Below are 5,401 nucleotides of genomic sequence, written 5' to 3' on the forward strand. Positions count from 1 at the left end.
GTGCATTGCCTGGGTGTCTTACCAGTTCGGGTCTTCGGCCGGGGCGGCGGCGGGCTTGGGCTTGGGCTTGCTGGCCGGGCGCGCTGCGGCGGCCGGAGCGGCCGATGCGGTTGCGCCGGCGGTGGCCTTGGGCTTGCTGCCCAGCTTCTGGCGCAGTTCGATCTGGCCGGGGCGGAAACCACCGCGCATCGCGTCGACGCCCTCTTCCAGGGTGCCGTAGGACGTCTGCGCGGCAACGCGGTCGATGCGGATGGTGCAGCACGGATGCTCGCTGCGGCCGAGCGAACGGCCGGTCTGCGGGTCCTTCAGCTCTTCGCCCAGGCGCACGGCCTGCCAGCGCTGGCCGACCTGCACGGTGTCACCGCCCTGGCTCAGCACCACCTGGTCGCCATCGACGGACACCACCGACACCGGGAACAGCGTGGTGACGATCGTGCTGCCGATCTGCCCGGACAGCGAGTCCATCATCGAGGCGGCCATGCTGCGGCCATTGACCACGCGCGGCAGCGTGCTCGGGCCGGTCGAGGCCAACTGATGGTCGAAGCTGTCGGACATCACCACCTGGCCGGTGGTGGCATTGACCAGGCGCAGGGTGATGCGGCCGCCACCGGAGTACGAGGTCACCTGGCGATCGGACATGCGCAGGTTGCGCACGCTGCGCGGGTACTCGAACCGTTCGATGGTCGGAATCAGGATCAGGTCGGTCGCCAGCTGCTGGCCAACGCGTGCGGTGTCCTGCAGGCGCACGTTGCCACTGTTGATGTGGTCGATCTCGGCCTGCAGTTCGTCGCCGAACTCGCGGTCCAGCACGATGAAGCGCTGGGTCTGGGTAAGCGTGTCGGACAGCCGCGCGCGGATCGCCTGGGCGACCTCGTCGGCGTTCACCCGGCCATCGCCAACGGCATAGCTGCCCGACTTGGTGCGCGGCAGGGCCACCACGATCTTCGGCTTGCCTTCTTCATCCGGTGCGCGGTACTGGGCAATCTGCGCGCGGACACGCACCTTCCAGTAGCTGCGCATGCTGCGCCGGGTGACATCCGAATCGAAGGAGCTGGCACCGCGCTTGGCGTCTACCTTGACCTGCTCTTCGTAGTTTTCCTTGACGCTGGCCGAGGCCGAGCCGCCCTTGGCGGAGGCTTCGCCGGAAGCGCTGGCCGAGGCCGAACCCTTGAAGCTCCAGCCTTCGTCGCTGGCGCGCACGCGGGCGATGGTTTCTTCGTCGAGCTGGCTCACTTCATCCTGCGAGAGGATTTCGTAGCCCAGCACCGCGCCCTGCGAGCCGGCAATCATCTGCTGGGAGAACGCGTCGGCGCGGATATCGCCGACGTGTTCACCGTCCACGTCCACATGCAGGCCTGCGCGCAGGCTCTGCATCTGGCTGGCCACGCGTACGCCGTTGACCTGGGCCACGGCCGACTGCAATGCCGCCAGCACCGCCAGTTCCGGGGTGCTGCCGATACCGTCGGCTTCGCGCGCGACCTGGGTGGTGCCGCCGAAATCCGGCGTGCCACGCAGGGGCGCTTCCTGCACCGGCGCGTTGCTGGCCAGTGCACTGGCAGCCTTGTCCTTGGCCGGAGCGGTTTCTGCCGGTGCATCCTGCTTGCCGCAGGCTGCCAGCAGGGCCGCTGCCAGGCCCAGGCCGATCAATCGAGTCGTCGTACGCATGCGGAGTTGCCTCGTATCAGAGCGAATCCAGCATCGAATCGGCGTTGGACGGCACCTTCACCTTGCTCTTCTTGGCGAAGGTCACAGCCGACTTGGTCGAGCCGTACAGGCCCTTGATGAAGCCCGGCGATTCCTTGGCAACCCAGGCACCGGCGGCCAGCTTGCGGCCAACAGTGGCCATCTGGGTCGCGCCCAGGTTCTTCATGCCGGCCGCAAAGCCGCTGGCTTCGCCGCTCAGCTTCTGCGCTTCGGCAGCCGAGGCCAGCAGCGAGACCAGGCCTTCGGCATAGTGCTGCTTGGATTCAGCGTTCAGTTCCGGCTGTGCGGCCTGGCGCTCGTYGATGGCGGCCTGGGCGGCTTCGCTGACCGACACCGACTTCTTCATCGCATCGACGTTCACCGAACCGGACGACAGCGCCTGGCGCTCGGCTTCCAGCAGCTGCACCTGCTCGGCCAGGCCGAAGGCGCGGGCGAAGGAGGTCTGGGCCTGCAGCGAGTGCGACTGCGAGCTGACGAAACGACGGACCAGCGCTTCCTGCGCGGCTTCGTCCGGAGCGGCAGCGCTGGCGCTGCTGCTGGAGGTGCCGGTGGCGCCGCCGGCCAGGTCCTTCAGCTTGCCGAACTGGGCGTGGGCCGGCATCGACAGGGTGGCGGCCGCGATGGCAACGACGAGAGCGGTATTACGGATCATGGAAGAGTCCTTTGGGAGAGACGGCCGCGATGCGGCACGCAAGAAACGGGAAGCAGAGCGGTGCCGGGCTAACCCGGCACCCACCAACGTCAGCGGACCGCCTTGACGTTCAGCTCGTTGATCATCTGCTGGGCAGCCTTTTCCGCAGCCAGCTGCAGTGCATTGGTACGGGCGACGGTTTCGTTCGGGCCGGTACCGGAGAACTGCACCGGGCCCACCGACGACACGGTGCGCGGGAAGCGACCGGTCACGTCCAGCACCTTGCCGGTGACAGTGACGAACACGCGGGTGTTGCCGCTGGCCGGGTCACGGTCGCGCATGCCGACGTCGAGGGTGCCGACGGCGATGTACGGGATGTTCGCCGCGCGGATGCCGTTGGCGGTATCGCGCAGGGTGGCCGCGGACAGATCGTTGCCAGTGCTGAAGTCCTTGCGGATGCGCTCGATGCTGAGCAGGCCGCGCGACTCGCCTTCCACGTATTCGGCTTCAACCACTTCGTAGCCGGCGGCGCTGAAGGCACCGGTCATGGCCGTGTTGACTTCGGCGGCGTTGGCCACCTTCCAGCTGATGTTGTCGCTGCGGGCGGTAGTGCTGCCGCCGCTGGTGACCGACACCGAACCGTTCTGGTTGATGCTGCCGTTGGTGCTGACCGAGTTGCCGCGGAAGCTGTCGCCCTCACGGGTGTTCTCGCTGTAGCTGCTGCTGGCGTCGACACGGCGGTATTCCTTGTCCTGGAACGACTGCACGGTGTCCTGCGAGCGCGCCATGAACAGGAAGGTCAGCAGCGAGCGCTGTGCAGCGGTGGCACCGGCCACGGCCGAACCGGCATCCAGCTTGGTCTGCAGCAGGGTGGTGTTGATTTCGGCGCGGACGGTGACGCTGTAGGTCTTGGCCTTCTTGTCTTCGTTGTCCGACAGCTGCACGGCGCTGAGCACGTAGCGGTCGATTTCACCGAGGAACTCGGCGCGACGCGATTCGAACAGGCGCAGCTTGGCCGCACCGGATTCGGCGATGTACGCCTCCAGTGCATTGGCCTTGGCCTTGTTCAGGGCCTGCGCACGGGTATCGGCACTCAGGCGCAGGCTGTAGCTGGCCGAACCGGTACCGCGCGAGCTGGCGGTCTGCGCGGCGACCGGCGAGGCCACCGCCAGGGCGATGAGGATGAGCAGGATGGTACGCATCAACGACATGATTTGATCAACTCCTGGAGGGCTTGGGTCTGTTGCTGCAGCGGGCGTCCGCCGGGCTTCTGCTCGTCCAGCCAGGCGCGCGAGTCGGCGCGCTTGGCGGCGGCGCCGGCGAAGGCATCGAAGCCGGCCAGCAGGGTTTCGTAGCTGGCCGACCACTGGTCGACCTGCCACTGCGTGACCGGCACCACCTTGGTGGCGCCCTTGCGCAGCGGCTGTTCGAAGTACACCTTGCCGGAGAACGGCTCGGTGACCTTGGCGGTGAAGAAGGCGCCGAACAGCATCGTCTTCATCGCCGGGGTTTCACTGATGACGCCGTTCTTCAGCGCATCCACCTGCAGGCTGATGACGTAGTCGGCCTCGGGGATCTTCAGCTGGTAGACCTTGCCGTCGGCAAAGCGCGCGGCCATGGCACCGCCGATCGCCTGGCCCGAGGCCGGCGGCAGCAGGCCGACGCCGGTATTGGACGACAGCGTCTTGGACAGTTCATGGGCCAGCGTGGCGCGCAGCGGACCGGCCCACTTCGGGTCGGGCAGCTTGGCCAGCGTGGCGTCGGACAAGGTCACCGCACCCACCTGCAGGCGACGCGTGGCCGCTTCCGGCAGCTTGGCCTGGGCCAGGGTGGTGGCCAGCACCTGCGACAGGCTGGTATCGGCACCGCCGTACAGCAGATCGGCGACGATCGCATCGATATCGTCGCTGTCCGGGCGGTACTCCTGCACGTCGATGCGCTGCAGGGTAAGCGGATAGGAGGCGATCACCTGGCGCTCGCGGAAATCGAAGAACAGCGCCTGCAGTGCCACTTCCACCAGCACCTTGTACTGGTCACCGATCGGTTCGACCGACACCAGCTCGCGGTCCAGCGCAGCGGCCAGCACCACGGCACTGGTGGTGCCATCGAGCATCGCCACCGGCTGGTCGATCAGTTCCAGGTTGGCCGGCGCGCGGCGCTTGAGCGCCTGTGCCAGGGTCTGGTTGAGCGGAATCAGGCCACGCTTTTCCAGCACGGCATGCGCATGCGGGGTGGTCGCCTGTACGGCGGCGGCGTCAGCGGTATAGGCAAAACCGGCCCAGTAGGCCTGCTGCGATTTGTCTGCGGCCTGGCTGGCCAACGGCCATACGGCCAGGCACAGGGCATAGGCAAGCAGGCGCGCAAAAGCGCGCGGTGCGCTCTTCGTCCTTGAAAACATCCAACCGCTCCTCGGTCACGACACACGAATGACAGGCGCGAACACGCCCGCTGGGCGCGAAACATAGCCGCTCCGGGGCAAACCGACAAGTGCTGACCTTGTCGGCTTCAATTTTCCTGCGGCAGGCCGGCCCGTTGCCGCAGCAGGGTCCGCTCTGCCTGGTTCTGGCTCAACGCCGCTGCCGAGGCGAATGCGTCACGCGCGTCCTGCTCACGTCCCAGCTGCTGCAGCAGTTCGCCGCGCACCACCATCAGCGGTGCGTAGCCCTGCAGGCGTGGCTCGTCCAGCAGCGGCTGCAACAGCGCCCATGCCGCGAACGCGCCTTCGCTGCGCGACACCGCCACCACCCGGTTCAATGCCACCACCGGCGATGGCATTACCTGCAGCAGCTGCGCATACAGTGCAGCGATGCGCGCCCAGTCGGTGTCCTCGGCGCGCCGCGCGCTGGCATGGCAGAAGGCGATCCGTGCCTGCAGCACATAGGGGTCATCGCCGCCACCCGCCGACACCGCACGCGTCAGTGCCTGCTGGCCGCGTTCGATCTGCAACCAATCCCAGCGCGCCCGGTTCTGCTGGTCCAGCAGGATCGGCGCGCCCTGTGCATCCACCCGTGCCGCCGCACGCGAGGCCTGCAGTTCCATCAGCGCCAACAGCCCCAGCACCGGCGG

At 67.4% G+C, this 5,401-nt stretch carries 5 protein-coding genes; all 5 read right to left on the reverse strand.

The features are described 5' to 3' along the window. Positions 1 to 18: 18 nt before the first annotated feature. The gene (locus AB4Y84_RS11980) at positions 19 to 1,665 is read right to left on the reverse strand and encodes a CsgG/HfaB family protein (protein ID WP_033830237.1); all 1,647 of its coding nucleotides are present in this window, start codon (positions 1,663 to 1,665) and stop codon (positions 19 to 21) included. 16 nt (positions 1,666 to 1,681) lie between these two features. Further along, positions 1,682 to 2,356, reverse strand: a complete 675-nt coding sequence (locus AB4Y84_RS11985) for a hypothetical protein (protein WP_442250182.1) — start codon at positions 2,354 to 2,356, stop codon at positions 1,682 to 1,684. Between the two features lie 89 nt (positions 2,357 to 2,445). Then, the gene (locus AB4Y84_RS11990; RefSeq protein ID WP_025878386.1) at positions 2,446 to 3,546 is read right to left on the reverse strand and encodes a hypothetical protein; all 1,101 of its coding nucleotides are present in this window, start codon (positions 3,544 to 3,546) and stop codon (positions 2,446 to 2,448) included. After that, complete coding sequence (locus AB4Y84_RS11995; protein ID WP_025878385.1) at positions 3,537 to 4,733, reverse strand: hypothetical protein; 1,197 nt, start codon at positions 4,731 to 4,733, stop codon at positions 3,537 to 3,539. Before AB4Y84_RS11995 ends, AB4Y84_RS11990 begins: the two co-directional genes overlap by 10 nt. Positions 4,734 to 4,840: 107 nt before the next feature. Further along, positions 4,841 to 5,401 (reverse strand): DUF6596 domain-containing protein (locus AB4Y84_RS12000; RefSeq protein WP_442250183.1); only part of this gene is annotated, 561 nt, incomplete at its 5' end.

The sequence above is a fragment of the Stenotrophomonas sp. 2YAF22 genome, from assembly GCF_052114665.1.
Lineage (GTDB): Bacteria > Pseudomonadota > Gammaproteobacteria > Xanthomonadales > Xanthomonadaceae > Stenotrophomonas > Stenotrophomonas indicatrix.